The following is a 26707-nucleotide window of genomic DNA, read 5'->3' on the forward strand; positions in this document are numbered from 1 at the left end:
CCCCTCCAAGTAAAAGTGTAACATCCATGTTTATTCATGGTCTTTTTACACTGTCTACCTTAAGGGGATAATATCAATTCGAGCTGTCCTTTTTGTCACCCTTTTCACTCTAAATTCATACGTTAAAAACAGAACATGGTTAGTGAGATGGCCTAATGAATTTGGAGGTAGGATAATGGCTGTACATGTTGGAGATTTAGTGGAACGACAGTCTTATAACCGAGACATTCTTTTTCGCATTACAGAAATAAAAGGTGAAATTGCAATATTATTTGGAGAAGAAGTCAGACTTGTGGCAGATGCACCGCTTGAAGATTTAATTAGCATTGATCAGAGAGAGTATAAGAAAAGGGAAAAGCGTGAGAAGGAAACGATGGAGCGAACATATCGCCTGTTTCAACAAGACTATGTTTTGATGAAGCAACGTCACGAGCATAATTCTACAGGAGGATATACGAGTGAAGTCAATTATTTTCAAATGCCAGGTAGGGTTTTGCATATAGATGGAGACCCATTATATTTACGGAAATGTTTAGATTTATATACAAAGATAGGTGTTCCAGTTCAAGGGGTACATTGTAAAGAAACAGAAATGCATGAAAAGGTAGTTGATTTAATCGATCATTTTCGTCCAGACATTTTGGTCATTACAGGTCATGATGCATATACAAAATCTAAAGGAGTTATGGGAGACTTAGCAGCTTATCGTCATTCTCGGCACTTTGTACAGGCCGTTCGGGAAGTACGAAAAAAATACCCTTCTTTAGATCAACTTGTTATTTTTGCAGGGGCATGTCAGTCTCATTTTGAAGCATTAATTCGAGCTGGTGCTAATTTTGCTAGTTCACCATCGCGTATTAATATTCATGCATTGGATCCAGTATATGTAGTGGGGAAGATTAGTTTTACTTCATTTATGGAACGCGTAAATGTATGGGATGTTGTTCGAAATACTATTACTGGGCAAAAAGGCCTTGGTGGTATTGAGACCCGAGGACTTTTACGAACAGGATTACCTTTTCAATATTATGAAGAGTAAGCAAGGTATATATGTACCTTGTTTTTCTTATGGGAAAAGTATCAGTTTGTTTGGTGAAAGATGTACCATAAACAAGGATTTGTAGGTGCTTGGATAAAAAAAGGTAAGAACGTACAGACTATACAATAATACTTTTACAATATAGTAATTCTTCTATCTATTCGAACGCATTAGGTTCTTGCGAAGATATTGCTTGTTATGTATAGGCAATGATTGGGATAGATATATCATGTATTTATGTATTCACTCTAAATTACAGCGAGGTGTAGCAAAGTATATGTCAAAACGTTTAGATGAAATTAAAAGTGAATTAGATCATCATCTTGGGAAGCGCCTTATGTTAAAGGCGAATAGTGGAAGAAGAAAAACAGTGGAACAATCAGGCGTACTAGCAGAAACTTATCGTTCTGTTTTTGTTGTACAGTTAGATCAACAAGAAGATACATTGCAGCGTGTTTCCTATAGCTATGCAGATGTTTTAACAGAAACGGTAGAATTAACGTTTTATGATGATCCTCAGAACGAGGTTATTTTAGGGTAGTTGTCTAATTTGTTACATATATTCCCACAAATAAAAAAGACATTTTTTTGCATACTAATTATACCGTAGCAAAATAAGGAGGGACCTGCATTGAGTAGACGAAGAGGAGTCATGTCAAATCAGTTTAAAGAAGAGCTTGCAAAAGAGCTTGGATTTTATGATGTTGTTCAGAAAGAAGGATGGGGCGGAATTCGTGCGAAAGATGCTGGTAATATGGTGAAACGTGCTATTGAAATTGCACAGCAGCAATTAATGAAACAAAACCAGTAGTTGCAAAATAACTTCTATGCTACGGTAGCCGAGGAGAAATTCCTCGGCTTTTTGCACGCCAAAAGGTATCATCATTTTGCATAAGTAGTTTCATTCTGAATGCTTTTCGTTATAATTAGGGAAGTGTCATCGTCTTACTATAAATTTATGGTAAAATAAACGATAAAAGATTGAGTACATAGAGTGGGTGAATAGATTGAAGCTACTAGTGAAAGCACCAGCAAAGATTAATCTGTCGTTAGATGTACTAGGGAAAAGACAAGACGGTTATCATGAAGTGAAAATGATTATGACAACAATCGATTTAGCAGATCGTTTAGAGTTAACGGAGTTATCAGAAGACCGTATTGAAATTGTATCCCATAATCGGTATGTCCCAGACGACCAGCGTAATTTAGCTTATCAAGCAGCGAAATTATTAAAAGAGAAATTTAAGGTAAAACAAGGTGTATCTATTGCTATTGAAAAAACAATTCCAGTAGCAGCAGGATTAGCAGGTGGAAGCAGTGATGCGGCTGCTACATTACGTGGTCTTAATAAGCTATGGAATTTAGGTCTTACAATAGGTGAATTAGCGGAACTTGGAGCAGAAATTGGATCTGACGTATCCTTTTGTGTATATGGCGGAACAGCGATTGCGACAGGAAGAGGAGAAAAGGTTGAGCATATAAAGACACCTCCTTCTTGTTGGGTTATTTTAGCGAAGCCTCATATCGGTGTATCTACTGCTGACGTATATGGAAATTTACAATTAAATCGTGTTACACATCCAGACGTAGATAAAATGGTTGAAGTTATCAATCAAGGTGACTATAAAGGAATATGCAATGCAGTTGGAAATGTATTAGAAGATGTGACATTTGCGATGCATCCTGAAGTTGCACGTATTAAAGCACAGATGAAGCGCTTTGGCGCAGATGCAGTTTTAATGAGTGGCAGTGGTCCAACTGTGTTTGGGCTTGTGCATCATGATTCGCGTATGCACCGTATTTATAATGGTTTAAAAGGATTTTGTGAACAAGTATACGCAGTCCGTCTATTAGGAGAGCGAGAAACGCTTGAATAAAGACGTATAATAAGTTATGATTTGTTTAGAATATTCGTGATTTGGGGTGAGAATGTGAAAATTAGACGGAGTACAAGACTAGTTGATATGACTTACTATTTATTGCAAAATCCTCGTCAGTTAGTTTCTCTCACTTTTTTTGCTGAACGGTATCAATCAGCTAAGTCTTCCATTAGTGAAGATTTAGTTATTATTAAGCAAACGTTTGAACAACAAGGGGTCGGCACATTGCAAACGATACCAGGGGCAGCAGGAGGAGTGAAATATATTCCATATATAAGTGAAGAGGAAGCAAATCTGATCATTAATGAGCTTTGTGTCTTATTTGAGAATCCAGATCGTATTCTTCCAGGTGGATACTTATATATGACGGATCTTTTGAGTAATCCACGCTATATCAACGGGGCAGGTCGCCTATTTGCTTCTGTATTTGCGAGGCAGCCGATTGATGCGGTTATGACGGTAGCAACAAAAGGGATTCCGCTTGCATATGCGGTAGCGAATTATTTAGATGTACCTGTGGTAATTGCAAGAAAAGATAATAAGGTAACAGAAGGACCAACAGTTAGTATTAACTATGTATCAGGTTCATCTAAGCGTATTCAAACAATGACTTTAGCAAAACGTAGTCTTCCGGAAGGTGCCAATGTTTTAATCGTTGATGATTTTATGAAGGCTGGAGGAACAATTCAAGGCATGATTAGCATGCTAGAAGAGTTTAATGCCAATGTTGTTGGAATCGGCGTATTAGTAGAATCGACAGATATTGAAGAAAGACTTATTAATAACTTTGTTTCTTTAATCCGCTTATCAGAAGTAGATATTAAAGAGAAAACAATTCAAGTGGAAAAAGGGAATTATTCACTTGTGCCATTTGACGAAGGGCTTGTAGAAGCTGAATAAAAAGGTAAAGCAGAAGCTTTATCTTTTTTTGTAAATGAAAGTGCTAGTGGGCGTTAAGTCTTTTCTTGTATTGTGAAAGTCTTACCGCCCGCTAGCACAGGGTATCCTAATTATTTTAGATAGGATGAACTGTGTTTATATGGGAAGAAAGTTTTCTAGGAGTTTTTATTTAAGGAAAATAAAATAATAAAAGGGTGAGAAAATATGAAAGTAGTTCAAACAAATCAAGCACCACAAGCGATTGGTCCATATTCACAAGGAATTATCGTAAATAACATGTTTTATAGCTCAGGACAAATGCCATTAACGGCAGGTGGAGAACTTGTAACAGGTGATGTGAAAATACAAACCGAACAAGTATTTCGAAATTTACAAGCTGTGTTAGAAGAGGCAGGAGCATCATTTGATACGGTTGTAAAAACAACTGTATTTTTAAAAAATATGGATGATTTTAATGATGTAAACGAAGTATATGGAACATATTTTTCTGCACATAAACCAGCTCGTTCTTGTGTACAAGTTGCAAAATTACCGAAAGATGTTTCCGTCGAAATTGAAGTTATTGCCCTTGTAAAATGAAAATTTGTAAGCGATAACGTCCATTAATTCTTATATTCCGTTAAAATAAAAATTTTTATCTTAAAAATTTTTAAAAAATTAAAGGAAAAATAGAAAATTTGTGGAATTTATACAAACATATCGCTTATTTAGAAAAGGGTGGTGAACACAAGATGGAAGTGACTGACGTAAGATTACGCCGCGTAAACACAGAAGGCCGTATGAGAGCGATTGCCTCTATTACATTAGACCATGAGTTTGTTGTTCATGATATTCGTGTAATTGATGGCAATAATGGATTATTTGTAGCAATGCCAAGTAAACGTACTCCAGATGGGGAGTTCCGTGATATTGCGCATCCAATTAATTCTAACACACGCTCAAAAATTCAAGATGCGGTTTTAGCTGAGTATCACCGTTTAGGCGAGTTAGAAGAAGTTGAGTTTGAAGAAGCAGGAGCTTCGTAAAATTCGAATAAAAAGGGCTCTAATAAAGGAGCTCTATAATTTTGTAACAAACTCCTGTAAACCCTTACAGGGGTTTGTTTTTTAATTTGTAAATCCATTTTGATTTATTGGCACCTAAGTTCCGGCTATGAAAATAAAAGAAGATCTGAACTCGTTATCTCCTTTTGTCTTCCCTTGGCATGGAGGCAAAAAAGGTCCTGACCGCTTCTGTGCGAGGCCGGGCGCTCTCTCCCGCCTAAAAAGAACGGTTTTGTACTTATAAAGTATTTATTTTGAATGAAATTTTCCGCTAATTAAAGCCTCACTTTATTGTCCTCGTTATATGTAAACTTCTAATTTCTTTAAAATCATTCGAAATAGTATATCTTATTTCCTAAAAAAAGATATTAAAGAATAAAACATCTTATAAGAAGTATGGTAAAATTTAATAGTTATGCTGTGTTTCTTGAAATATATAATGATTTAGGATAATATCTTTAATGGATAAATAGGTTGCGATGGAGGGTCTATATGTCAAACAGATTTGCAGTGATTTTAGCTGCAGGTAAAGGCACACGTATGAAGTCCAAGCTATACAAAGTGCTTCATCCTGTATGCGGAAAACCAATGGTACAGCATGTAGTTGATCAAGTATCTCAATTAGGATTGCAGAAACTTGTAACGGTAGTTGGACATGGTGCTGAAAAAGTACAAGAACAACTAGGGAACGTAAGTGAGTTTGCATTGCAAGCAGAACAACTTGGTACAGCACATGCTGTTGATCAAGCTGCCGATGTACTTGCAAATGAAGAGGGAACAACTTTAGTTATTTGTGGTGATACACCCCTTATAACTGCAGGAACAATGGAAGCATTGTTAAAGCATCATGAAGAAGCAGGAGCGAAAGCGACGGTGTTAACAGCGTACATAGAAGAGCCTGCTGGATATGGACGCATTGTTCGTAATGAAAGTGGTCATGTTGAAAAAATCGTTGAGCATAAAGATGCAAATGAAGTAGAGCGAGCTATTAAAGAAATTAATACAGGTACGTATTGTTTTGATAATAAGGCACTATTTGCTTCACTTTCTAAAGTTTCAAACGATAATGTTCAAGGTGAATATTACCTTCCAGATGTTATTGAGATTTTGAAAAGTGAAGGTCATATTGTATCAGCTTATCAAACAGAGCATTTCGATGAAACATTAGGTGTTAATGACAGAGTCGCTCTATCGCAAGCGGAAATTATTATGAAAAAGCGTATTAACCAAAAGAACATGGTAAATGGTGTTACAATTATTGATCCAAATAACACATACATTTCTGCTGATGCAATTATTGGTAGTGATACAGTTCTTTATCCGGGAACAGTTATTGAAGGCAAAACTGTAATTGGTTCTGATTGTGAAATTGGTCCACATACAGTAGTACGTGATAGTGAAATTGGAGATCGTACGACAATTCGTCAATCTACTGTACATGACAGTAAGATTGGTATGGAAGTTTCCGTCGGTCCATTTGCACATATCCGTCCAGATTCAGTTATTGGTGACGAAGTACGCGTTGGAAACTTCGTGGAAATCAAAAAGACTGTTTTTGGTAATAGAAGTAAAGCTTCACACTTAAGTTATATCGGGGATGCACAAGTTGGAGAAGACGTGAATCTTGGTTGTGGTTCAATTACGGTGAACTATGATGGCAAGAATAAATTTAAAACAGTTATTGGAAACGGCGTATTTATTGGTTGTAATTCAAACCTTGTTGCTCCTGTAACAGTTGAAGATGGTGCTTATGTTGCGGCAGGCTCTACAATTACAGAGAGTGTTCCATCAAAAGCATTATCAATTGCACGTGCACGTCAAGTTAACAAAGAAGACTATGTTGATCAATTGCTGAATAAGAAAAAATCATAATGTGGAGGGTTAATCTAGATGTCGACTCAATATCTAAATTCTAATTTGAAAGTATTCTCTTTAAACTCTAATAAGGAACTTGCTGAGCAAATTGCAAAGCATATTGGAGTAGGGTTAGGGAAATGTTCTGTTGACCGTTTTAGTGATGGAGAAGTTCAAATTAACATTGAAGAAAGTATTCGTGGTTGCGATGTATTCATTATTCAATCTACAAGCTTCCCAGTAAATGAACATATCATGGAATTACTTATTATGATTGATGCATTAAAACGTGCATCTGCAAAAACAATTAATATCGTTATTCCTTATTATGGTTATGCGCGTCAAGACCGTAAAGCGCGTTCTCGTGAACCAATTACATCGAAACTTGTAGCAAACTTACTTGAAACAGCAGGTGCAACTCGTGTAATCACTCTAGATTTACATGCTCCACAAATTCAAGGGTTCTTTGATATCCCAATCGACCACTTAATGGGTGTACCGATTCTTTCTGATTACTTTGAGACAAAAGGTCTTAAAGATATCGTAATCGTATCTCCTGACCACGGTGGTGTAACACGTGCAAGAAAAATGGCAGACCGCCTAAAAGCGCCAATTGCTATTATTGATAAACGTCGCCCACGTCCGAATGTGTCGGAAGTTATGAATATCATTGGTAACATTGAAGGTAAGACAGCAATCTTAATTGATGACATCATTGATACAGCTGGTACAATTACATTAGCAGCAAACGCTCTTGTTGAGAACGGTGCTTCTGAAGTATATGCTTGCTGTACACACCCAGTTTTATCTGGTCCAGCAATTGAGCGTATCCAAAACTCAAATATTAAAGAGTTAGTTGTAACAAACTCTATTGTATTACCGGAAGAGAAGAAAATTGATAAAGTACACGAGCTTTCTGTTGCTCCATTAATCGGAGAAGCGATCATTCGTGTTTATGAAGAAGAATCAGTGAGTGTATTATTCAATTAATTGGATAGAATGAGACGTAACCAAATTTGGTTACGTCTTTTCGTATCGTAAAAAGAAAGTAGTGGTACAAGAGTGAAATTAATAGTAGGACTTGGGAACCCGGGTAGAGAATATGAATTAACAAGGCATAATATCGGATTTATGGGAATTGATGAGCTTGCGAAACGATGGGGCATTTCTTTAAGTGAACAAAAGTTTAAAGGCATGTATGGTTCAGGTTTTGTTAATGGTGAAAAAGTAATTTTATTAAAGCCGCTTACGTATATGAATTTATCTGGAGAAAGCATTCGTCCCCTTATGGATTACTATAAAATTGATGTAGAAGATTTTGTTGTCATGTATGACGATTTAGATATTCCAGTGGGTAAATTGCGTCTTCGTATGAAAGGTAGTGCAGGCGGTCATAACGGTGTGAAATCGACAATTTCTCATTTAGGAACGCAAGAGTTCCAACGTATTCGTATGGGGATCGATCGTCCAAAAAATGGAATGAAAGTTGTGGATTATGTATTGGGGCGTTTCACAGCAGAAGAGCTACCAGAGGTAAATCAATCTATTGAAAAAGCTGCGGACGCATGTGAAGAGTGGTTGAAGAAACCATTTCTTCAAATTATGAATACTTTTAACGGTTAATGTTCTAAATTGGAATATTTTATAATGTTTTTATCCATACTAGTAGTAATTGTACACTTAGGAGGATAGTATGGAAGGACATTATTACTGTAGACATTGTGGTTGTAACGTAGGTTCCATTACCGCAGAAAAGGTATACAACAAAGTTTTATTTCAACTAACAGAGCAAGAACGATTGGATATGATTCATTTTCATGAAAATGGAAATATATATATAAAAACAATCTGTGAGTCGTGCCAAGAAACGCTCTCATCTTATCCGGAGTATTATGAGTATGAAAAATTTTTGCAATAAAATGTTGTCGCTTTGGCGTGTCCAAAGCATTTTTCTGTTTTCTTTTTCCAAAATATTTGCATAAAAATATATTAACTTGCTCTTTATGTTGAGAGGAGTTTTGAAAATGATAGGGTTATTAGAGCAATTTTATAAAAATAAAGAAATACAATCCATTATTAATGGACTAGAAGAAGGATTGAAAGAACAGCTTGTATCAGGTATGGCAACTTCTTCTCGTTCTTTATTAATGGCTGCTTTATATAAAAAAACAAAGCAGTCACAACTTGTTGTTACACACAACTTATTTCAAGCGCAAAAAGTATATGAGGATTTAGTATCACTACTTGGTGAGCAGGATGTATGGTTATATCCGGTTAATGAATTAATTGCGTCAGAAATAGGAGTTGCAAGCCCAGAACTGAAAGCGCAGCGTATTGAAGTATTAAATCGTTTAGCGATGGGCGAGCAGGGCATTATTGTTGTTCCAGTTGCTGGATTACGTAGATTTTTACCAATAAAAGAATTATGGAAGCAAAAGCAAATCGAAATTAGTCTAGGGCAAGAGATTGATTTAGATGTGTTGCTTCATACATTGCATCATATTGGATATGAACGTAAGTCAATGGTAGAAGCACCTGGAGAATTTAGTTTGCGCGGGGGTATACTGGATATTTATCCGTTAACTGAAGAATTACCGTTTCGTATAGAGTTCTTTGATACGGAAGTAGATTCTATCCGCTCATTTGATGTAGAAGAACAACGCTCTCAAGATAAAAGAGAAAGCGTGAAATTCGGTCCTGCGACAGAATTTTTATTTTCAAAAGATGAACTGAAATTAGGGGTGGAGCGTCTTGAGGAAGGTTTAATGAAGACGATGCAGAAGCTCTCTGATGATAAAATCAAGACAGCAGTACTTGAAACAGTTAGTCACGAGATAGAAATATTGAAAAATGGACAGACTATAGAGCAAATGTTTAAATATTTATCTATTTTTTACAAAGAACATGCTAGTCTAATAGACTATTTACCTGAGAATGGTGTCGTTATCTTAGATGAAATTTCGCGTATTCAAGAAACGGCATCACATCTTGAGACAGAAGAAGCAGAATGGTATACATCGCTTCTAAGTGAAGGGGCAATTATTCAAGATTTGGTGTTCTCACACCAATTTGAAGAATTTCTACACCATAAAAAGAGAAGCTTTGTATATTTAACATTATTTTTACGCCATATTGCACATACGCACCCGCAAAATATTGTTAATGTAACGTGTAAAACAATGCAGGACTTTCATGGGCAAATGCAATTGTTAAAAACAGAAATTGATAGATGGACTGAAGGGGACTTCACGACTGTTGTATTAGGAACAGATGAAGAACGCGCAAAAAAACTACAATATATTTTAAGTGATTATGATATTGAAGCAGACATTATAGAATCTACAGATATATTGCTTCCTGGTCGCCTTCAAATTGCTGTAGGTGATTTACATGCAGGATTTGAAATGCCAATGCAAAAGCTTGTTGTGATTACAGAAAAAGAGCTGTTCCATAAAAAAGTAAAAAAATCACAACGTAAGCAAAAACTATCGAATGCAGAGCGTATTAAAAGTTATTCAGAGTTAAAAGTTGACGACTACGTTGTTCATGTAAATCATGGTATCGGTAAATTTTTAGGAATTGAAACGTTAGAAATTAATGGTGTCCATAAAGATTATTTGAACATTAAGTATCAAGGTAATGATAAGTTATATGTGCCAATCGAACAAATTGATCAAGTACAAAAGTATGTAGGATCAGAAGGTAAGAATCCGAAAGTTTACAAACTAGGCGGAAACGATTGGAAAAAGGTCAAAACGAAGGTAGAAAAATCTGTACAAGATATTGCAGATGACTTAATTAAATTGTATGCAGAGCGTGAGGCTTCAAAGGGATATGCGTATACGCCGGATACTGCAGAGCAGCAGGAATTTGAATCATCTTTCCCGTACCAGGAGACAGAGGATCAGTTGCGTTCTATTGAAGAAATTAAGAAAGATATGGAACGTGGGCGTCCAATGGATCGACTTCTATGTGGTGATGTTGGATATGGTAAAACGGAAGTTGCAATTCGTGCAGCGTTTAAAGCAATTATGGATGAAAAGCAAGTTGCAATTTTAGTACCGACAACGATTCTTGCACAACAACACTATGAAACGATTCGAGAACGTTTTCAAGACTACCCAATTAATATTGGATTGTTAAGTAGATTCCGTACTAGAAAACAACAAAATGAAACAATTAAAGGTTTAAAAGATGGGACAGTTGATATTGTTATTGGAACACATCGCATTTTATCTAAAGATGTAACCTATAAAGATTTAGGCTTACTAATTATCGATGAAGAACAAAGATTTGGTGTTACGCATAAAGAAAAGATTAAACAATTGAAAGCGAATGTTGATGTATTAACATTAACGGCGACGCCAATTCCGCGTACGCTCCATATGTCTATGCTCGGTGTACGAGATTTATCTGTTATTGAGACGCCACCAGAAAATCGTTTCCCGGTACAAACATATGTGGTTGAGTATAATCCAGGGTTAATTCGAGAGGCGATAGAACGGGAACTTGCAAGGGGCGGTCAAATTTATTTCTTGTATAACCGTGTTGAAGATATTGAAAGAAAAGCAGATGAAATCTCCATGTTAGTCCCGGAGGCGCGTGTGACGTATGCACATGGGAAAATGAACGAGAGTGAACTAGAGTCTGTCATGCTATCATTTTTAGATGGGCAGCATGATGTTCTTGTAAGTACAACGATTATTGAAACAGGTGTTGATATTCCTAATGTAAATACATTGATTGTATTTGATGCCGATCGTATGGGATTATCACAGCTTTATCAGCTTCGTGGGCGCGTTGGTCGTTCAAACCGTGTTGCTTATGCATACTTTGCATATAAGCGTGATAAGGTGTTGTCAGAAGTCGCTGAGAAGCGTTTACAAGCAATTAAAGAATTCACAGAACTTGGATCAGGATTTAAAATTGCAATGCGAGATTTATCCATTCGTGGTGCTGGTAACTTGTTAGGGGCTGAGCAGCATGGATTCATCGATTCTGTCGGATTTGATCTATATTCTCAAATGTTAAAAGATGCGATTGAACAGCGTCAAGGAACACAAGGAATTGAAAATACGATTGATGTTGAAATTGATTTAGAAGTGGATGCTTACTTGCCAGACGCTTATATTTCAGATAGTAAACAAAAAATTATGATGTACAAACAATTTAGAGGTGTCTCTGCGATTGAAGATATTGAGGAATTACAAGAAGAAATAATTGATCGTTTTGGAGACTATCCGCAAGAAGTTGGATATTTATTACAAATTGCAAATATTAAAGTATTAGCAACGAAAGAACAGATTGAGCTAATTAAACAAACAAAATTTGAAGTGACGTTTTTATTCTCAGAGCAATCAAGCCAAAATATTGATGGTGGAAAATTATTTATGCTTGGTAATAGTTTTGGTCGTATGATTGGTCTTGGTATGGAAGGTTCTCGTTTGAAAATTGTTATGAAAACGAATGGATTAGAAACATCAAAATGGTTAACAATCGCCGAAAATTTATTAAAAGGTTTGTCTGACGTGAAAAAAGAAGTAATAAATGCCTAAAACAAAATAAAAAATGCAATTCGACGTGCATAGAAGAACTAATGTGTAAAATACTATGTCTAACAGTTGGTGATTTTTACATGAACAGGTAAATTCACCACTTTCATCATCAGTAGAAAGTGAGGCAGCATTAGAATGAAAGCAACTGGAATTGTACGTCGAATTGATGATTTAGGTAGGGTAGTAATTCCGAAAGAAATTCGTAGAACCCTTCGTATCCGAGAAGGAGATCCGCTAGAAATTTTTGTGGATCGCGATGGAGAAGTGATTTTGAAAAAATATTCTCCAATTAGTGAATTAGGTGATTTTGCAAAAGAATATGCAGAAGCTTTATACGATAGCTTAGGACATAACGTACTCGTATGTGATCGCGATTCCATTATCGCCGTAGCGGGGGTATCTAAAAAAGAATACTTAAATAAAAGTGTTGGCGATTTAATCGAAAAAACGATGGAAGATCGAAAATCTGTTGTTATGACAGATGAAAGTGAAATTTCGATTATCGATGGTGTAGCTGAAAAGGTTAGCTCTTATACAGTTGGCCCAATCGTTGCAAATGGAGATCCGATTGGAGCTGTTATCATCTTTTCAAAAGAAGCAATTATAAGTGAGGTAGAGCATAAGGCAGTAAATACTGCTGCAAGTTTTTTAGCAAAACAAATGGAACAGTAATTCTTCTTAATCATAATATTTCTTTATAAAAGGTTTTTTTCGGAAAGTAGGATTGTATTTCATTTAAAGGTAGCGTCTTGCTACCTTTTTTATTGTATAAATCTAAAAGGAATCCTGTTTTTTCTTTGTGATATAATACGAGGGATGAGAATAGGAAAAGGAGTTTTCTCGTATGGAAGCGAAGAAGTATCAAGCTTTTTGGCGCGGGGCTATTATATTAACGGTTGCAAGTTTTGTTACGAAAGTATTAAGCGCTTTTTACCGTATTCCATATCAAAATATAGCGGGGGATGTTGGTTTTTATATTTATCAACAAATTTATCCGTTTTATGGATTTTGTTTAATTTTAGCTACTTATGGTTTTCCCATCATTATTTCTAAGATGGTAGCAGAGCGTTTAGAACAAGGAAAACAGGAAGAGGCAGAGGGAATTATTTGTGTTTCTTTTTGGTTTTTATTAGGAATCGGTTGTATAGGTTTCTTTACGTTGTTTTTAGGAGCTCACACGATTGCATCAGTCATGGGCGATGCAAATTTAGATAAACTGCTAAGAGTTATTTCATTTTCATTCTTGTTAATGCCCTTTTTATCTGTTGCACGAGGGCACTTTCAAGGGTTTAACAATATGATACCGACAGCTATATCGCAAGTGATTGAACAAACGGTTCGTGTGTCAATTATTGTGTTCTTATCGTTGTTCCTCATTGCACATGAATTTGATTTATATACAGTTGGAGCAGGAGCGATGTTGGGGTCGATTGCAGGCGGGTTTATTGGTATACTCGTACTTTTATTTTATATGCGGCATAATTTTCGCTCTATTTTCTTACAAGGATGGAAGAGGGTACACAATAAAAAGAAAATCATTCGAATCCTTTTTTGGCAAGGAATGGCTATTTGTGTTAGTAATTTAGTGTTAATTTTTATACAAATGGCAGATTCAGTTTCGTTTTATACATTGCTTATTCAGGCAGGAGAACCGGCGGAAATTGCAAAAGTATTAAAGGGTGTTTATGACAGAAGTATCCCGCTTATGCAGCTTGGTACAGTTGTGACGACTTCATTTTCACTTTCGCTTATTCCAATTATTACTTCAGCAAAAGAACGAGGAGATCGTCTGTTTATTCAACAAAAGGTGCAGTTAGCGATGAAGATAACTTTTGTGATTGGAGTTGCGGCAGCATTAGGATTAGCGTGTATCATTAAGCCGACAAATATTATGTTGTTTGAAAATAGTGAGGGCTCAGGTGTATTAGCTATTTTAGCTGTTTCTATTTTATTTAGTTCCTTATCCATTACAACGGCTTCTATTCTGCAAGGGCTTGGTCAAACTGTAAAGCCGGCATTGTTTGTTATATTTGGAGGGTGTCTAAAATTATTGCTCAATTATATGTTAATGCCGCAATTTGGTGTAACTGGGGCGGCAGTCGCAACGTTAATTTCGCTCATGGTTATCGCTTTGTTAAATAGTGCTTTCCTTATTCGAATTGTAGAAGAACCACTCATTCATAAACAAGGCATATTTGGAGTAACGATCAGCGGATTAGGAATGGTCGTTATATTAATGTTATTTATGCGTATTTATGAAGGGTTGGGACTAGCAAGTGATGAAGGGTATAGAGGATTAGCTGTAATTGAAGCGTTGCTAGGCGTAGCGATTGGCGGATTGGTATATCTGTTTTTAATTACGAAGTTAAGTGTTTTTACAAAAAAAGAATTAGGGACTGTTATGAAGCAAGAGAAGGTACAAGCTTCATTGAAGAAGAGTGGATAGAGGTGAATGGTTGTGAGTAGAGTAATCACGATTTTAGGATTAGGTGCTGGTGAATTAGATCAGCTGACAATGGGTGTATACCGAAAAATAAAAGAAGCAGATCATATGTATGTGCGTACGAAAGAGCATCCTGTTATTGAAGAGTTAGAAAAGGAAGGTGTAAAGTACACGGCTTTTGATGATGTATATGAGTCGCACGATACATTTGAAATCGTGTATGAAACAATTGCGAATACGTTAATAGAACAAGCGCAAGGTGCGGATATTATATATGCTGTACCAGGTCATCCGCTTGTTGCGGAACGAACTGTTCAATTACTCTTGCAAAAAGGGGAAACGAAGCAGATTGAGGTGCGAATTGAAGGTGGACAAAGCTTTTTGGATCCGATGTTTGCTAGTTTAAAAATAGATCCAATTGAAGGATTCCAACTTATTGATGCAACTTCATTTGAAAGAGGTCAATTAGAATTACGTCAACACTTAATTTTTTGCCAAGTATATGATGCGTTTGTTGCATCTGAGGTTAAGTTGACATTAATGGAAATGTTGCCTGATGAGTATGAAGTATATATTGTAACAGCCGCAGGAACATCTTTTGAGCAAGTGAAAAAAGTACCGCTCTATATGTTGGATCATGAAACAGAGTTGAACAATTTAACGAGCGTATATGTACCGCCTGTTACTGAGCGAGCTTCTTTATATCAACAATTTGATGTGCTCCGAGAAATTATTGCTGAGCTTCGTGGACCAAATGGCTGTCCATGGGATAAAAAGCAAACACATCAGTCTTTAAAGAAATATTTAATTGAAGAGGCATATGAAGTGTTAGAGGCAATTGATGAAGAAGATGATGACCACTTGATTGAAGAACTTGGTGATGTGTTGTTACAAGTTATGCTTCATGCTCAAATTGGAGAAGATGAGGGCTGGTTCTCAGTTGATGATATCATCCGAACGCTATCTGAAAAAATGGTACGTCGTCATCCACATGTGTTCGGAGATATAGATGTAGAGAGCGCGGAAGAAGTTGTTTTAAACTGGGAAGAAATTAAAAAACAAGAAAAAGGGCATGTAAGGGAGTCTGTTTTAACGGGAATTCCAAAAAGTTTACCACAATTAATGCGTGCGTATGAAATTCAGAAAAAAGCAGGAAAAGTTGGTTTTGATTGGGATGATGTACAGCCAATGATGGATAAAGCTTTTGAAGAATTGAAAGAGTTTGAGCAGGAAGTTGCAAAGATGGATAAAGAAAAAATGTTAGGTGAATTTGGGGATTTACTATTCGCCTTTGTTAATATTGCTCGCTACTATAAATTGGATCCAGAAGAGGCACTTCGTACCACAAATGAGAAATTTATGCGCCGATTTATATACATGGAAGCCAAAGTAGCTGAAATGAATAAGGAAATGCAGGAGTTAACGTTAGAGCAAATGGATGCTTTATGGGAAGAAGCGAAGCAGATAGAGAATCAATAGGGGGGAAATGAGATGCGCTTAGATAAATTTTTGAAAGTATCGCGTCTAATTAAAAGGAGAACATTAGCAAAGGAAGTAGCTGATCAAGGAAGAATTGCGATTAATGGGCAAGCTGCAAAGGCGAGCTCTGTTGTGAAAGTAGAAGATGAACTAACAATTCGTTTTGGACAAAAGGTAGTAACTGTAAAAGTAAATGAATTAAAAGAAACAACGAAAAAAGAAGATGCAGCTAACATGTATACGGTAGTTCGTGAAGAGAAAGTGAAAGCAGAAGAAGGCTTGTTCTAAATTATTTTCTCTCCTCATACATTATTTACTAGATAGTATAAAGCTATGGGGGGATTGACGTGAATAAGGGCTACTCAGTTGCGTCTTCTAATCAACAGAATGTTTCTGTAGAGCATGATATTATTATGCGTGGTAGACGTGTAATAGATATTACTGGCGTAAAGCAAGTAGAGAGTTTTGATAGTGAAGAGTTTTTATTAGAAACTGTAATGGGTTTTTTAACAATTCGCGGTCAAAACTTACAGATGAAAAATTTAGATGTAGAAAAAGGTATTGTATCCATTAAAGGGAAAATCCATGAGATGTTGTACATTGATGAAAATCAAGGGGAGAAAGCTAAAGGATTCTTTAGTAAGTTGTTTAAATGAGTTTAACGATTCAACTGTATACAATGCTTTCTATGATTGGAATGGGTGCTTGGATTGGAGCGGCGTTAGATACATACCAACGCTTTTTACAGCGACCGCGGCGTAAGCGTTGGATTGTATTTATATATGATATACTGTTTTGGATTGTCCAAGCACTGTTTGTCTTTTACGTATTGCTGCTTGTAAATGAAGCTGAATTACGTATATATGTTTTTGTAGCTTTGTTTTGTGGTTTTGCTGCATATCAAAGCTTATTGAAAGCAGTGTATATGCGAGTATTGAATTTTCTCATTTATATTTTTGTACAAACGATACAATTTTTTATCCAAATTGTACAGCTACTTATGATAAAACCTGTTATTATTATAGCGCAGCTTATTATTGCTTTTATTTTATTTTTATTTCGTATACTATTTTCAATTGGGCATGTGTTGTGGAAGTGTACCGTATGGACATTACTTTTTGTATGGAAAGTTTTTTTCTGGCCTGTTCGATTTCTTACTTTGCTCATATGGAAACTTCTCCCTAACCGTGTTAAACTTTTTATAAAGAGATATGTGGAATTACTGCAACATACAAGGAAATTGAAGAAATATATCTTTCAAATTTGGGAGCGTATAAAAAGAAGTTAGGGGGACCTCGGAAATGAGGGAACTGAGGCAAAGATTGATTGAAGAGCAGAATCCAAATTCTATAAGAGAACATATAATACAAACAAATGAAAACAGGAGGCGATTATATCGCCGTTTAGCAGTTTTTCTTGTCTTTGCTTTTACAATTATTGCGAGCATTAGTGTAACGTTTTATCAACAAAATAGTTCCATTAAAGCAAAAGAAGTAAAGGTTGAAGAGATGAAAAAAGAATTGGATTCATTAACAAAGAAAGAAAAAAAATTACAAGATGATGTTCAAAAGTTGAATGATGAAGAGTATGTTTTAAAGATTGCTAGGAGGGATTATTTCTTCTCTGGAAAAGGGGAGATAATTTTTCCTGTTTCTAAGTAGGTCGTGTCTTATTGACACTATATTTTAGGATTATATATAATAAAGTAAAATTTGACTTTTTAACCACTAAGGAGGAGCATTTTTTTTATGTCAATCGAGGTAGGCAGCAAGTTACAAGGTAAAGTAACAGGTATTACAAATTTTGGGGCTTTTGTGGAGCTGCCAGAAGGCTTAACGGGTCTTGTTCATATTAGTGAAGTTGCTGATAATTATGTGAAGGATATTAATGATCACTTAAAAGTAGGCGACCAAGTAGAAGTAAAAGTTATTAATGTTGAAAAAGATGGAAAAATCGGTCTATCTATTAAAAAAGCGAAAGAACGTGTAAAACCAGAAGGAGATCGTCCACGCAGTGAATATCAACGTGGTGGTGATCAACGTGGTGGTGATCAACAACGTTCTGGGCGTCCACAACGCAATCGTTCTTTTAACAGAGATAACCGTGGTGGCCGTGATAATGGTGGCAATCAAAAGGAAACGTTTGAGCAAAAGATGGCACGCTTTTTAAAAGACAGTGAAGATCGTCTAACTTCTTTAAAGCGTAATACAGAATCTAAACGTGGTGGCCGTGGCGCTCGTCGCGGATAAAACGAACGTTTTATTCTTAACATATAGAGAGGTGCCCGGAGTAAGTCACTCGGGGTGCTTTTTTATGTAAATGAGTATATTAAAAAAAGAATAAAAAACTTTTTGAAACATGTTGACTTTAAAGTGAATTTGATATAAGATACTAATTGTCCGTTAAATAAGACGACATGGCGGTGTAGCTCAGCTGGCTAGAGCGTACGGTTCATACCCGTGAGGTCGGGGGTTCGATCCCCTCCGCCGCTATATTTATTTTAACGGCCCGTTGGTCAAGTGGTTAAGACACCGCCCTTTCACGGCGGTAACACGGGTTCGAATCCCGTACGGGTCATCTAGAAAAGATCATGCAGATAGCATGATCTTTTTTTATTAAGAAATTATAAATAAGTGCAAAGCTTCTACAAAAACACCCTATATTTTTTGAATTTTCCGTTCTTTTAAGGTGCTTATTTTTAACAACTTGTATATATATAGGTTTATTTCGAATAAAAAGTCGAACGATTATGTAAGTGTGAACTGTTGTTTTGACAAAAATCCCAATAATCATCTTTTATAATGACAGTAATTAAACTATGCAGGTGGTGTTAAAAATATGCCAAAAGCAGGAAGGAATACTGTGAACACAAGTACACTGGCTATGAATGATGGACAACTCAGATCAATAACATGGACAAGCAAGTTGAAAGTGAAGTTGGAGCAAGTTTTCTTTAGATGGGGATTCGTTATTGCTGTAATCGGTTTTCTTTTAGGAAGAGCATATATATTAACGAACATTTTACCGTTTGCACTACCGTTTTTTGCTGCTGTTTATGTAATGAAGCGTGATAAGATGGCACTCGCATTTCTTGCTCTTATGGGTGGTGCGCTTTCCGTTTCACTAGATAATTTACTTTTTGCCTTTGCATCTATTTTTACTTTCTTCATTTACAATATCTTCTTTAGTCGATTTACACGTAAAATTGTTGGACTTGTACCATTTCAAGTATTTATCTCCGCATTAACCGCACATCTCGCTGTTGTTTACTTCGCGCAGCAAACCGTCACTGTGTATGATTTACTTGTAAGTACTATTGAAGCAGGGCTTAGTTTTGTTTTAACAATGATTTTTCTACAAAGTGTACCGTTATTGACAGAAAGAAAGGGAAAGCAACAAGCGTTAGAAACGGAAGAAATTGTTTGTTTAATTATACTACTTGCATCTGTGTTAACGGGTACAACAGATTGGTTTATTTACGACGCTTCAGTTCAACATATTTTCACGAGATATTTAGTGTTATTATTTGCTTTTGTTGCAGGGGCAGCTACTGGTTCAACAGTAGGGGTTGTTACAGGATTGATATTGAGTTTAGCGAATGTAGGTAGCTTATCTCAACTTAGTCTATTGGCTTTTTCGGGGTTACTTGGTGGATTATTAAAAGAAGGGAAGCGTTTGGGCGTTAGTTTAGGGTTGCTAATTGGTACAAGTCTAATCACATTATACGTCGACAAACAAGTAAATATTATAACAACTTTAATAGAATCTGGAGTGGCGATAGGATTCTTTTTACTAACACCACAGGCAATTATCGATCGGCTTGCTAAATTTATGCCAGGAACACAAGAACATTCTCAGGATCAACAACAATATTTACGAAGAATGCGTGATGTGACAGCGAATAAAATTAATCAATTTGCAAATGTATTCTCTGCATTATCTAATAGCTTTTCGGTATATGGATATGTGGAGGAAGAGGATGAGGAAACAGAAGCTGATTTATTTTTAAGTACAATTACGGCAAAGACGTGTCAATCATGTTTTAAAAAGGATCAATGCTGGGTAGTGAATTTTGATAAAACATATGATTATATGAAACAAATTATGAATGAAACAGAAGAAGGAACGCTTCAGCATAACCGTAAGTTGGTTCGTGAATGGGAAAAGCACTGCGTAAGAGGAAAAAAGGTAACAGATTTAATGGCAGGAGAATTAAGTCATTTCTATGAGGGGCAAAAGTTACGAAAACAAATGAAAGAGAATCGTAGAATTGTTGCAGAACAATTATTAGGTGTTTCAAAAGTAATGGAAGATTTTGCGAAAGAAATTCAGCGCGAACGGGAAAATCATCAGGTACAGGAAGAACAAATTTTACAAGCGTTTCGTGACTTTGGTGTCGAGGTGGAACATGTTGATATCTATTGTTTAGATAGAGGGAATATTGATATTGAAATGATGATTCCGGCAGCATCTAATCAACATGGGGAATGTGACAAATTAGTTGCGCCGATGCTTTCGGATGTTTTAAAAGAAAATATTATTGTTAAACATGAAGAACCTTCTGCTTATCCAAATGGTCATAGCATGATATCTTTTGGATCAGCGAAAACATTTTCTCTTGATACAGGGCTTGCTACAGCGGCAAAAGGAGGCGGATTTGTATCAGGAGATTCGTATGCGATGATGGATTTAAGTGTTGGGAAATATGCTCTTGCCATTAGTGACGGAATGGGCAATGGACAAAGGGCACATATGGAAAGTAAGGAAACGGTAAAATTGTTACAAAAAATATTGCAATCCGGTATTGATGAAGAAATTGCTATTAAGTCTATTAATTCAATTCTTTCATTGAGGACGACAGAAGAAATGTTTACGACGCTTGATTTAGCTATGGTAGATTTACGTGATGCAAGCGCTAAGTTTTTAAAAATTGGTTCAACCCCAAGTTTTGTAAAACGTGGAAATAACGTTTTACAAATAGAAGCAAGCAACTTGCCAATGGGAATCATTGAGGATGTTGAGGTGGATGTTGTTGGTGAACAATTAAAAACAGAGGACATTCTAATTATGATGAGTGATGGGATTTTTGAAGGGGCGCAGCATGTGGAAAACCATGAATTGTGGATGAAACGTAAAATTAAAGAACTACAAACCGATGATCCACAAGAAATTGCTGATATTATTATGGAAGAGGTCATTCGATCTAGTGATGGATATATCAATGATGATATGACGATTGTCGTTGCGAAGGTAAAGAAGAATATGCCAAAGTGGGCTACGATTCCAATTATGGGTAAACAAGCGCAATAGGGGAGCGGAAATTTCTTCAGTTTGGTTATGAGGTCTAGGTTGACACCTAGGCCTTTTTTTATAGGAGAAAGTAGCTGTATTATTTCTATGAAGATAGGGAAGGGATGTAAGATAAAAATGTGAATTTTGTACATCTTTTTTTTGCACAAAGTTTGTAAAAGTTGTACCATTATAGGTAAGGTAAAAAGTATGTTATTGTTTGGTTTTAACGAAAGGTGATTGCGGAGTTGAAAGATACATTTGTTGAAAAAGTAGATGAGTTTGCAAAGCAGCATGATGTATTAGAGGAACATTCGACAATTGTTGTAGGAGTTTCTGGAGGCCCTGATTCTTTAGCTCTTTTATATTATTTATTAGAGAAAAGGGAAGAGAAGAAATTGAAGATTGTAGTCGCGCATGTGGATCACATGTTTAGAGGAGATGAATCCTATGAAGACTTACAATTTGTAGAAAATCTTTGTCGGAAGATTGGGGTTATTTGCGAAACGATAAGAATTAATGTATCGCAATATCAACAGCAATATGGAATGAATGCACAGGTGGCTGCTAGGGAATGCCGATATGCATTTTTGGAAAGAATAATGAAGAAATATGATGCGCGATATGTAGCTCTTGGGCATCATGGAGATGATCAGATGGAGACGATTTTAATGCGTCTCGTCCGCGGGAGTACTCCGAAGGGTTATGCTGGAATTGCTGTGAAACGCCCTTTCCATAGTGGATATGTAATTAGGCCTTTGTTAGCGGTAACAAAGGAAGAGATTAATGCTTATTGTAAAAGGTTAGGGGTTACACCACGTATGGATCCGAGTAACGAAAAGGAAGTATATACGAGGAATCGATTACGTAAGTATGTTCTACCTTATTTAAAAGAGGAAAATCCGCATGTGCATGAGCGATTTCAAAATTTTAGTATGCTTATGCAAGAGGATGAGGCGTATTTGCAGGAATTAGCTTTTGAAAAGATGAATAAAGTAATTACAAAAAAAAGTGATAAACACATCGTCTTATCAATTCCTGCCTTTGAATCCATGTCTATGCCTTTACAAAGGAGAGGGATTCAACTAATATTAAACTATCTTTATGAATACAAGATTCCGTCTTCGCTTTCTTCTATACATATTGACAAAGTTATTGCATTTTTTAAGCGGACACACCCTTCAGGCTCACTTGATTTTCCTGGTGGCCTAAAAATTGTTCGTACATATGAAGAATGTAGTTTCCGATTTAAGCAAGAAATTGTTTTCCCTTTTTCACAAGTTTTATCAGTACCGGGTGCTGTTACCTTAGCAAACGGTGATGAACTTGTAGCAGAAGTAAATGAGGAATTACCAAGTAACATGAATGAAACAGTATTTGTTGCTAAGTATAATGATATATCATATCCTCTTCTTATCCGCTCTAGAGAAAATGGAGATCGCATGTCAATAAAAGGTATGAGTGGTACGAAAAAGATAAAAGCTATTTTTATTGAGGAAAAAGTACCAAAAGAAAAGAGAGAAGAGTGGCCGATTGTTTGTGATGCAAGTGGGAACATTATTTGGGTCCCGTTGTTGAAACAATCTGCAGTTGCTATTTCACATGGAACAGCAGATAAGGATAAATATATGATTATTCACTACAAAAGCAAGGAGTCTTCCAGGAGGATAATGAAATGATGAATCAAGATATCGAAAAAGTATTAATTTCCGAAGAACAAATACAAGAAAAGGTGCATGAGCTAGGTGCAATTATTGCAGAGGATTACAAAAATACAGTACCTCTTGCAATTGGTGTATTAAAGGGTGCAATGCCATTTATGGCAGATTTATTGAAAAGAACAGATACATATCTTGAAATGGATTTTATGGCTGTTTCTAGCTACGGTCATTCTACAGTTTCAACAGGTGAAGTGAAAATTTTAAAAGACCTTGATACTTCTGTAGAAGGTCGCGATATTTTAATCGTTGAAGATATTATTGATAGCGGCCTTACATTAAGTTACTTAGTGGACCTATTCAAATATCGTAAGGCGAAATCTGTAAAGATTGTTACGCTACTAGATAAGCCAACTGGTCGCAAAGTCGATCTGAAAGCGGATTATGTTGGATTTACTGTTCCTCATGAATTTGTTGTAGGATATGGCTTAGATTATAAGGAGCAATATCGTAATCTTCCTTATGTTGGAGTATTGAAACCAAGCGTTTACTCAAATTAATTAAATACAGGCGTTAAAATTGGATAGGAAAGTTTTTCTATGTTACGATTTACTATAGTGTTTATGCCGTGAGAGGAGGTTAGGAATGAATCGTATCTTCCGTAATACCATCTTTTATTTACTGATATTCTTAGTAGTGATTGGAATCGTGAGCTATTTTAATGGTTCAACACAAAAAACAACATCAGTTAGCTACGATAAATTCATTACTAAACTTGAAAAAGGTGAAGTGCGTAATGTGCAGCTTCAACCAAAAAATGGTGTGTTTGAGGTAAAAGGACAATTTAGCAATGCTAGTCAGGAAGAACAATTTGTTACTTATGCACCAAATACTGAAGAATTACAAAAGAAAATTAATGACAAAGCGCAAGGTGCTGAAGTGAAGTATCAACCAGCAGAGGAAACGAGTGCTTGGGTGACATTCTTTACTTCTATCATTCCGTTTGTGATTATCTTCATCTTATTCTTCTTCTTACTAAACCAAGCTCAGGGCGGCGGTAGCCGTGTTATGAATTTCGGGAAAAGTAAGGCGAAGTTATACAATGATGAAAAGAAAAAAGTGCGCTTCAGAGATGTAGCTGGAGCAGACGAAGAGAAACAAGAACTTGTTGAGGTAGTAGAATTCTTAAAAGATCCTCGCAAGTTTGCTGAAGTTGGTGCCCGTATTCCTAAGGGTGTTCTGCTAGTTGGACCTCCAGGTACAGGTAAAACATTGCTTGCACGTGCTGTTGCAGGTGAAGCTGGCGTTCCTTTCTTCTCTATTAGTGGTTCTGATTTCGTAGAGATGTTCGTTGGTGTCGGTGCTTCCCGTGTACGTGATTTGTTTGAAAATGCGAAGAAAAATGCTCCTTGTATCATCTTTATCGATGAGATTGATGCAGTAGGTCGTCAACGTGGGGCAGGTCTTGGTGGTGGTCACGATGAACGTGAACAAACGCTAAACCAACTTCTTGTTGAAATGGATGGATTCGGTGCAAACGAAGGTATTATTATCATCGCTGCAACAAACCGTCCTGATATTCTTGACCCAGCGTTATTACGTCCAGGACGTTTTGACCGTCAAATCACAGTGGATCGTCCAGATGTAAATGGACGTGAAGCGGTACTAAAAGTACATGCTCGTAACAAACCACTTGATGATGATATTAACTTAAGAGCAATTGCGACTCGCACACCAGGATTCTCTGGTGCAGACCTTGAGAACTTATTAAACGAAGCTGCATTAGTAGCTGCGCGTCAAGATAAAAAGAAAATTGACATGTCTGATATCGATGAAGCGACGGATCGTGTTATTGCAGGTCCTGCGAAGAAAAGTCGTGTTATTTCTGAAAAAGAACGTAATATTGTCGCATTCCATGAAGCGGGCCATACTGTAATTGGTGTCGTGCTTGATGAGGCGGATATCGTTCATAAAGTAACAATTGTTCCTCGCGGTCAAGCTGGTGGGTATGCGGTAATGCTTCCAAAAGAAGATCGTTACTTCATGACAAAACCAGAATTACTTGATAAAATCACTGGTTTACTTGGTGGTCGAGTGGCTGAGGAAATTGTATTTGGTGAAGTGAGTACAGGAGCTCATAACGACTTCCAACGTGCGACTGGCATTGCAAGACGTATGGTAACGGAATTTGGTATGAGTGATAAGCTTGGACCGATGCAGTTTGGAAGCTCGCAAGGTGGTCAGGTGTTCTTAGGAAGAGATTTCCATTCAGAACAAAACTACAGTGATGCAATTGCACATGACATCGATGTAGAAATGCAAACGATTATGAAAGAATGTTATGCTCGTGCAAAACAAATTCTTACTGAAAAACGTGATAAGCTTGATATTATCGCAAAAACGTTACTTGAAGTGGAGACGTTAGATGCAGAGCAAATTAATCATTTATATGATTATGGAGTTTTACCTGAGCGTAAAAAGTCCTCTGAAGATGTGAAAGTGAATATCACAATGAAAAAAGATGACGAGAACGCAGAAGATAAATAAGAAATGAAGGAGTGACAATAGTCACTCCTTTTTTTATGCTGAGAAAATTGTGTACTTGTATATAAATTTGAAGCTTCTTTGCTTTAAAAATTGAAATAGTGAACGATCTTTTTGTAAAATGGTGAAGATGGAAAAACTGATTATATAGGTATGTATGATATGATGGCATTATCAGTTTTGTACATACTGCACAAATATAGATTAAATAAGATAAGTGGTGAGAATATGATTTTTGTATTGGATGTAGGGAATACAAATGCGGTGCTTGGTGTATTTGAAGATGGGAAACTTCGTCAGCATTGGCGCATGGAGACTGATCGTCATAAAACAGAAGATGAATATGGTATGTTAGTGAAACAGTTACTTGAACATGAAGGCCTTTCTTTTCAAGATGTGAAAGGAATTATTGTTTCTTCGGTTGTACCACCAATTATGTTTGCCTTAGAGCGTATGTGTGAGAAATATTTCAAAATTAAACCACTTGTAGTGGGACCAGGAATAAAAACAGGTTTAAATATTAAATATGAAAATCCGCGTGAGGTTGGAGCGGATCGTATTGTAAATGCTGTAGCTGGTATCCAATTATACGGAAGCCCGCTTATTATTGTCGATTTTGGAACAGCTACTACATATTGTTATATTAACGAAAATAAGCATTATATGGGCGGGGTAATTACACCAGGTATTATGATTTCGGCAGAAGCTTTATACAGTAGAGCGGCTAAACTTCCTCGTATTGAAATTACAAAACCAAGTAGTATTGTTGGGAAAAATACAGTAAGTGCAATGCAAGCTGGCATTCTTTATGGGTATGTTGGACAAGTGGAAGGTATTGTGAAGCGTATGAAAGAAGAAGCTAAACAAGAACCGAAAGTTATTGCAACTGGAGGATTAGCAAAATTAATTGCAGAAGAATCTAATGTAATTGATGTTGTAGATCCGTTTTTAACATTAAAAGGCTTGCATATGCTATATGAACGTAATGCAAATTTACAACATGAGAAGGGTGAATAAATAAGT

The 26707-nt window shown here is 36.3% G+C and carries 24 protein-coding genes, 2 tRNA genes and 1 pseudogene; all 27 read left to right on the plus strand.

Annotation, left to right across the window (positions count from 1 at the left end; translation table 11 throughout):
- The first annotated feature begins 175 nt into the window (after positions 1 to 175).
- Entirely contained in the window at positions 176 to 1039 is an 864-nt protein-coding gene (gene yabG, locus JDS96_RS22250; RefSeq protein WP_003205440.1) for a sporulation peptidase YabG, read from the plus strand.
- Positions 1040 to 1316: 277 nt separating this feature from the next.
- Positions 1317 to 1580 (plus strand): biofilm formation stimulator Veg, encoded by a 264-nt coding sequence (veg, locus tag JDS96_RS22255; RefSeq protein ID WP_018767332.1) that lies wholly within the window; start codon positions 1317 to 1319, stop codon positions 1578 to 1580.
- A 90-nt stretch (positions 1581 to 1670) separates the two neighbouring features.
- Positions 1671 to 1850 carry an acid-soluble spore protein SspF gene (sspF, locus tag JDS96_RS22260; protein WP_016116903.1) on the plus strand — a complete coding sequence of 60 codons (180 nt, stop codon included), beginning with the start codon at positions 1671 to 1673 and terminating at the stop codon, positions 1848 to 1850.
- Between the two features lie 196 nt (positions 1851 to 2046).
- Entirely contained in the window at positions 2047 to 2916 is an 870-nt protein-coding gene (ispE, locus tag JDS96_RS22265; RefSeq protein ID WP_018767331.1) for a 4-(cytidine 5'-diphospho)-2-C-methyl-D-erythritol kinase, read from the plus strand.
- 54 nt (positions 2917 to 2970) lie between these two features.
- Positions 2971 to 3819, plus strand: coding sequence for a pur operon repressor (gene purR, locus JDS96_RS22270; protein ID WP_199668052.1), 849 nt, complete (start codon positions 2971 to 2973; stop codon positions 3817 to 3819).
- 204 nt (positions 3820 to 4023) lie between these two features.
- Entirely contained in the window at positions 4024 to 4398 is a 375-nt protein-coding gene (locus JDS96_RS22275) for a RidA family protein (protein ID WP_199668053.1), read from the plus strand.
- 152 nt (positions 4399 to 4550) lie between these two features.
- Positions 4551 to 4844, plus strand: coding sequence for a septation regulator SpoVG (gene spoVG, locus JDS96_RS22280; RefSeq protein WP_002174553.1), 294 nt, complete (start codon positions 4551 to 4553; stop codon positions 4842 to 4844).
- Between the two features lie 510 nt (positions 4845 to 5354).
- Complete coding sequence (gene glmU / locus JDS96_RS22285; protein WP_018767328.1) at positions 5355 to 6734, plus strand: bifunctional UDP-N-acetylglucosamine diphosphorylase/glucosamine-1-phosphate N-acetyltransferase GlmU; 1380 nt, start codon at positions 5355 to 5357, stop codon at positions 6732 to 6734.
- 18 nt (positions 6735 to 6752) lie between these two features.
- On the plus strand, positions 6753 to 7706 hold the full coding sequence (locus JDS96_RS22290; protein WP_000107420.1) for a ribose-phosphate diphosphokinase: 954 nt from the start codon (positions 6753 to 6755) through the stop codon (positions 7704 to 7706).
- 72 nt (positions 7707 to 7778) lie between these two features.
- Positions 7779 to 8339 carry an aminoacyl-tRNA hydrolase gene (pth, locus tag JDS96_RS22295; protein ID WP_003194236.1) on the plus strand — a complete coding sequence of 187 codons (561 nt, stop codon included), beginning with the start codon at positions 7779 to 7781 and terminating at the stop codon, positions 8337 to 8339.
- A gap of 70 nt (positions 8340 to 8409) precedes the next feature.
- Positions 8410 to 8634, plus strand: coding sequence for an anti-sigma-F factor Fin family protein (locus JDS96_RS22300; protein WP_003194238.1), 225 nt, complete (start codon positions 8410 to 8412; stop codon positions 8632 to 8634).
- A 106-nt stretch (positions 8635 to 8740) separates the two neighbouring features.
- Positions 8741 to 12271: a transcription-repair coupling factor gene (gene mfd, locus JDS96_RS22305; protein ID WP_033795810.1), complete on the plus strand. Its 3531-nt coding sequence runs from the start codon at positions 8741 to 8743 to the stop codon at positions 12269 to 12271.
- Between the two features lie 135 nt (positions 12272 to 12406).
- Positions 12407 to 12943 carry a stage V sporulation protein T gene (gene spoVT / locus JDS96_RS22310; protein WP_003194242.1) on the plus strand — a complete coding sequence of 179 codons (537 nt, stop codon included), beginning with the start codon at positions 12407 to 12409 and terminating at the stop codon, positions 12941 to 12943.
- Between the two features lie 172 nt (positions 12944 to 13115).
- Positions 13116 to 14717 (plus strand): putative polysaccharide biosynthesis protein, encoded by a 1602-nt coding sequence (locus JDS96_RS22315; protein ID WP_003194245.1) that lies wholly within the window; start codon positions 13116 to 13118, stop codon positions 14715 to 14717.
- A 12-nt stretch (positions 14718 to 14729) separates the two neighbouring features.
- Positions 14730 to 16193 carry a bifunctional methyltransferase/pyrophosphohydrolase YabN gene (yabN, locus tag JDS96_RS22320; RefSeq protein ID WP_199668054.1) on the plus strand — a complete coding sequence of 488 codons (1464 nt, stop codon included), beginning with the start codon at positions 14730 to 14732 and terminating at the stop codon, positions 16191 to 16193.
- A 12-nt stretch (positions 16194 to 16205) separates the two neighbouring features.
- On the plus strand, positions 16206 to 16481 hold the full coding sequence (locus JDS96_RS22325; RefSeq protein ID WP_003194249.1) for an RNA-binding S4 domain-containing protein: 276 nt from the start codon (positions 16206 to 16208) through the stop codon (positions 16479 to 16481).
- A 59-nt stretch (positions 16482 to 16540) separates the two neighbouring features.
- Complete coding sequence (yabP, locus tag JDS96_RS22330) at positions 16541 to 16849, plus strand: sporulation protein YabP (RefSeq protein ID WP_003194251.1); 309 nt, start codon at positions 16541 to 16543, stop codon at positions 16847 to 16849.
- Positions 16846 to 17498, plus strand: a pseudogene (gene yabQ, locus JDS96_RS22335) (spore cortex biosynthesis protein YabQ). The gene yabP and the pseudogene yabQ overlap by 4 nt, the downstream one beginning before the upstream one ends.
- Positions 17495 to 17854, plus strand: coding sequence for a cell division protein DivIC (gene divIC, locus JDS96_RS22340; protein ID WP_199668055.1), 360 nt, complete (start codon positions 17495 to 17497; stop codon positions 17852 to 17854). Before yabQ ends, divIC begins: the two are co-directional and overlap by 4 nt.
- Before the next feature lie 87 nt (positions 17855 to 17941).
- On the plus strand, positions 17942 to 18442 hold the full coding sequence (locus tag JDS96_RS22345; RefSeq protein ID WP_003194257.1) for a S1 domain-containing RNA-binding protein: 501 nt from the start codon (positions 17942 to 17944) through the stop codon (positions 18440 to 18442).
- A 169-nt stretch (positions 18443 to 18611) separates the two neighbouring features.
- Positions 18612 to 18685 (plus strand) — tRNA-Met (locus JDS96_RS22350).
- Positions 18686 to 18698: 13 nt separating this feature from the next.
- A tRNA-Glu gene (locus tag JDS96_RS22355) sits at positions 18699 to 18770 on the plus strand.
- 261 nt (positions 18771 to 19031) lie between these two features.
- On the plus strand, positions 19032 to 21503 hold the full coding sequence (gene spoIIE, locus JDS96_RS22360) for a stage II sporulation protein E (RefSeq protein ID WP_199668056.1): 2472 nt from the start codon (positions 19032 to 19034) through the stop codon (positions 21501 to 21503).
- 227 nt (positions 21504 to 21730) lie between these two features.
- On the plus strand, positions 21731 to 23161 hold the full coding sequence (gene tilS, locus JDS96_RS22365) for a tRNA lysidine(34) synthetase TilS (protein ID WP_018767321.1): 1431 nt from the start codon (positions 21731 to 21733) through the stop codon (positions 23159 to 23161).
- Entirely contained in the window at positions 23158 to 23700 is a 543-nt protein-coding gene (gene hpt, locus JDS96_RS22370) for a hypoxanthine phosphoribosyltransferase (protein WP_000981837.1), read from the plus strand. The genes tilS and hpt overlap by 4 nt, the downstream gene beginning before the upstream one ends.
- Before the next feature lie 85 nt (positions 23701 to 23785).
- A complete protein-coding gene (ftsH, locus tag JDS96_RS22375) occupies positions 23786 to 25687 on the plus strand; it encodes an ATP-dependent zinc metalloprotease FtsH (RefSeq protein WP_018767320.1) in 1902 nt (633 codons plus the stop codon).
- Between the two features lie 225 nt (positions 25688 to 25912).
- On the plus strand, positions 25913 to 26701 hold the full coding sequence (locus JDS96_RS22380) for a type III pantothenate kinase (RefSeq protein ID WP_003194273.1): 789 nt from the start codon (positions 25913 to 25915) through the stop codon (positions 26699 to 26701).
- The last annotated feature ends 6 nt before the right edge of the window (positions 26702 to 26707 follow it).

It is taken from the genome of Bacillus cereus group sp. N21, from assembly GCF_016483395.1.
Taxonomy (GTDB): Bacteria; Bacillota; Bacilli; order Bacillales; family Bacillaceae_G; genus Bacillus_A; species Bacillus_A pseudomycoides.

Coding starts and splice junctions, on each gene's coding strand:
- yabG (WP_003205440.1), top strand. CDS start 176: ATGGCTGTACATGTTGGAGATTTAGTGGAACGACAGTCTTATAACCGA.
- veg (WP_018767332.1), top strand. CDS start 1,317: ATGTCAAAACGTTTAGATGAAATTAAAAGTGAATTAGATCATCATCTT.
- JDS96_RS22275 (WP_199668053.1), top strand. CDS start 4,024: ATGAAAGTAGTTCAAACAAATCAAGCACCACAAGCGATTGGTCCATAT.
- spoVG (WP_002174553.1), top strand. CDS start 4,551: ATGGAAGTGACTGACGTAAGATTACGCCGCGTAAACACAGAAGGCCGT.
- glmU (WP_018767328.1), top strand. CDS start 5,355: ATGTCAAACAGATTTGCAGTGATTTTAGCTGCAGGTAAAGGCACACGT.
- JDS96_RS22290 (WP_000107420.1), top strand. CDS start 6,753: ATGTCGACTCAATATCTAAATTCTAATTTGAAAGTATTCTCTTTAAAC.
- JDS96_RS22300 (WP_003194238.1), top strand. CDS start 8,410: ATGGAAGGACATTATTACTGTAGACATTGTGGTTGTAACGTAGGTTCC.
- mfd (WP_033795810.1), top strand. CDS start 8,741: ATGATAGGGTTATTAGAGCAATTTTATAAAAATAAAGAAATACAATCC.
- spoVT (WP_003194242.1), top strand. CDS start 12,407: ATGAAAGCAACTGGAATTGTACGTCGAATTGATGATTTAGGTAGGGTA.
- JDS96_RS22315 (WP_003194245.1), top strand. CDS start 13,116: ATGGAAGCGAAGAAGTATCAAGCTTTTTGGCGCGGGGCTATTATATTA.
- JDS96_RS22325 (WP_003194249.1), top strand. CDS start 16,206: ATGCGCTTAGATAAATTTTTGAAAGTATCGCGTCTAATTAAAAGGAGA.
- divIC (WP_199668055.1), top strand. CDS start 17,495: ATGAGGGAACTGAGGCAAAGATTGATTGAAGAGCAGAATCCAAATTCT.
- JDS96_RS22345 (WP_003194257.1), top strand. CDS start 17,942: ATGTCAATCGAGGTAGGCAGCAAGTTACAAGGTAAAGTAACAGGTATT.
- spoIIE (WP_199668056.1), top strand. CDS start 19,032: ATGCCAAAAGCAGGAAGGAATACTGTGAACACAAGTACACTGGCTATG.
- hpt (WP_000981837.1), top strand. CDS start 23,158: ATGATGAATCAAGATATCGAAAAAGTATTAATTTCCGAAGAACAAATA.
- ftsH (WP_018767320.1), top strand. CDS start 23,786: ATGAATCGTATCTTCCGTAATACCATCTTTTATTTACTGATATTCTTA.
- JDS96_RS22380 (WP_003194273.1), top strand. CDS start 25,913: ATGATTTTTGTATTGGATGTAGGGAATACAAATGCGGTGCTTGGTGTA.